General features: G+C 50.9%; 3 protein-coding genes and 1 pseudogene. All 4 read right to left on the bottom strand.

Going from position 1 to position 3304, the window contains the following annotated elements:
- A pseudogene (locus tag ACIP1G_RS31905) lies at positions 1-436 on the bottom strand (hypothetical protein); the annotation flags it as partial.
- A gap of 216 nt (positions 437-652) precedes the next feature.
- A complete protein-coding gene (locus tag ACIP1G_RS31900) occupies positions 653-913 on the bottom strand; it encodes a hypothetical protein (protein WP_400744618.1) in 261 nt (86 codons plus the stop codon).
- The gene (locus ACIP1G_RS31895; protein WP_400744615.1) at positions 910-1557 is read right to left on the bottom strand and encodes an RHS repeat domain-containing protein; all 648 of its coding nucleotides are present in this window, start codon (positions 1555-1557) and stop codon (positions 910-912) included. The genes ACIP1G_RS31900 and ACIP1G_RS31895 overlap by 4 nt, the downstream gene beginning before the upstream one ends.
- Before the next feature lie 655 nt (positions 1558-2212).
- On the bottom strand, positions 2213-3304 hold a 1092-nt coding region (locus tag ACIP1G_RS31890), incomplete at its 5' end, for an RHS repeat-associated core domain-containing protein (RefSeq protein WP_400744612.1).

Here is a 3304-nt window from a genome sequence, read left to right as displayed (position 1 = left end):
TGCCGTCGTAGGCGAAGGTTTCGATTTCCCACTCTTTGCCGCCGCGCTCACCCGCGAGGCTTTTCACCAGGCGGCCCATGGCGTCGTATTCGAAGTGGGTGGTCCTGTCGCCATCGACGCGGCGAGTGGGCTGGTTGCTGTTGTTGTCGTAGAGGCAGTGGGTGGCTTCTTTGTTGAAGCCGGTTTCCTTGAGCAACCGCCCGGTCGGGTCGTACTTGAAGCTGGCTTCGCTGTTGTTTTCGTTGCGCAGGCGCTCGAGCTGGCCGAGCTTGTCCCAGTGGTAGGTGAGGGTGCTGTTGTCCGGGTTATGACGCTGGTGGATCAGCCCGGCTTCGTTGTAGGCCCAGGTGGTACGACGATGTAGCGCGTCGGTGTAGCTGAGCAGGCGGCCTTCAGCGTCGTGTTCGAAGCGGTCCTGGCTCTGGTCGGGATACACCAGGCGGCCCACTCCACCGACGATGAAGTGCGTCGGTAGAGCTTAATTAATAAATTTTGCGATGTTAAAGAGCAATATTATTTTTTGGGGTGTGATGGTGGCAAAGTTGCTTTAAGGTGCATACCTGCCTTTCGTTGGCTTTTTGCCGGAGATAAATTTCAGCGTCGTTTGACAGAAATATATAACGTAAGGGCCGGTGGCCGGCCCTTTGCTAAATCAGGTTTGACGCAGTTTGACTTTGTCTCGATTGATTACGATTATGTCAACATGATTTTCGTGTGAAAAGTTGGATGTTTGATCTTGAAGATGTATGTGCTCAATGTCGTTGGACTCCATTTCGTACGCGGCGTTAATTAAAAATACACCGAGAGTGCGGATCATCGCTGGTGTTGTGAGTAAAGAGATTTCATCGAGCCTTAAAGGATCATCGCTGCCGGTCGTTGTTCCCCATGCTTCTATGTTTTCAAGTTTCATCATAATTTGAATTCCTTTTCTGCGCGTGTGAGCTCCGTCGTGGTGCCCCGTGATTTGTGTCTTTGAGATCCGTCGATGTTGACGATCACCTCTTTTTGTCTAGACTTACATTGGCAGTGAGCATGAACTTGCTGGTCTGTATTTTGAACATGTGGTGGATTAATTCTAATTCGTCCATTGCCCACGGTGACCCACTGCCCTGAGCGAGCAAGCCCAAGTGGGTCGATCCATTGCGTAGGGTTGGGCGCATATTGATAAATGTTTGTACCGCCCGTGAAGCCAATGGGATCTTTTCCAATGAAACGACCTATTTGAGGTGAATAATAGCGGTAACGGTTATAGTGCAGCCCCGTCCCAACATCCAAATACTGCCCCTGAAAGCGTAGCGGATTGCGGATATCCGCCCACTTTGCCTGGTCGCTGCGTCTCTCCTCGGCCACCCCCCAAGCCTTGTACGTCCCCTGCCAGGCGATCTCCCCATCCTCACCGGTGAGTTCCATCGGCGTCCCGAGGTGATCACACTGGTACCATGCAGATGCATCAAACGGCTTGGGCACCGGCTTGTGCTGCCACACCGGATCCTTGTCGATGTCATACGGGAAGACATAAACCGGCTGCGGCAGCAGCTCGACGACCTGGTTGGACACCGCCTGCGCCACCGGCACAAAAGTCCCAGGCTCGAACACATAATGGGTGGTATGGCCTTGCCCATCACGGTCCCGACACTCAAACGCCAGCGTGTCGCCTTCCCACAAAAACCAGTTAAAACCCTAGCCTAGTTCTCCATCCAAATGCCGCAGCGAATTATTGAGCAGTAAGCGGCGTATGCGGGATGGATTTTTGTATTTTAAAGAGCTGCAAGTCTGGATTAATTGTGCTTGTTTATTTGGTGGTTAAGTGATCTTCTGCTTGATAGTAAGTCTGAGTAAACTGCACTGGACGCTGGTAAGATATTTTTGGGGTTTGATAGGAAGTGCTCTATGCCTTTCTCGAGAGCGTGAAGGAGTTCAATGTGGTTTGTGTTGAATTTTAAGCTATTCTCGTGGAGAATTAAAATGGTATCCTTTTGTCTTTTAAATTTTATGCGGAACGATGAGTCTGCTGCGATAAACTCAAAATTCTTACTGTTTCTGGTCAGTCCGTCAATCAGCGATGCGATAGAGATATAGATCATGCTTGAATGTTTTGGGTTTAGCTTGGAAGTTATGCAAATGTCTTCTGATATCAACGAGATATGGCCCTGGTCAAAGTCGCTTGCTAGAAATAGTTCTTCTATGCGTGTAAATTCGAATGCAATCATAGCTATTCACTTCTTACTGGGAAGATGGTGATTGTTCTATTGCTATCACTGGAATCAAAAATCCCTCGTATTCTGTCACGTTTTCCGTTGACTTTCATTCTTTTTTCGAACGTTTGGATTCTCTTGTCGGGCGCACTCACTCTGGTGCCTTGTTTTACTAGACACTCGCATGCTTCTTGTATCTGAAGTTGTGTTGTGCCAGCAGCAAAAAGATCTCCATTGCCTTTTTGTGTGTTTGTGCCGCTTATATGCCTTTCATCGATGTGTTGCCATCCTTCTTTAGCATTTCCTGATGCAATCCATGGTTCAGGGAGTTTTCTTCCCGCTAATCCTAACGGATCAATCCATTGTGTAGGAGTGAGGCAATAAGTGTAGACGTTAATGCCTCCATCAAACCCTATGAGATCTTTTCCTATGAACCGAGCAGTCAGCGGGTCGTAATATCGATATCGGTTATAGTGCAGCCCCGTCTCAACATCAAAATACTGCCCCTGAAAGCGTAGCGGATTCCGTATATCCGCCCACGTCGCCCGGTCGCTGCGCTTTTCCTCGGCCAACCCCCAGGCCTTATACGTTCCGCTCCAGGCAATCTCCCCATCCTCACCGGTGAGTTCCATCGGCGTCCCGAGGTGGTCGCACTGGTACCACGCCAGCGCATCAAACGGCTTGGGCACAGGCTTGTGCTGCCACACCGGATCTTTGTCGATGTCATACGGGAAGACATATACCGGCTGCGGCAACAGTTCGACGACCTGATTCGACACCGCCTGCGCCACCGGCACAAAAGTCCCGGGCTCGAACACGTAGTGGGTGGTGTGGCCTTTCCCATCACGGTCCCGACACTCAAACGCCAGCGTGTCGTCTTCCCACACGTACCAGGTAAACCCACAGCCGAGCTCTTCATCCCGCTGCCGCCGGGCATTCTCGTTCCACACGGGGCCGGCTTGCGGTCGGTCGCGATACTTGGAACGTGAGTATTTGTACAGGCGCCTTCCCAAAGCGTCATAGGCAAAGCTGACGATCAGGCGGTCATCTTCATAACGCCGCAAGCGGTTGTACAAATCCCACACGAACCGGCCTTGTTTGCCTTCGGT

Source organism: Pseudomonas sp. NPDC089392, from assembly GCF_044749595.1.
In the GTDB taxonomy this organism is placed as follows: domain Bacteria; phylum Pseudomonadota; class Gammaproteobacteria; order Pseudomonadales; family Pseudomonadaceae; genus Aquipseudomonas.
The sequence above is the reverse complement of the archived record's forward strand: the minus strand, read 5'-3'. Positions and strand labels throughout refer to the sequence as shown.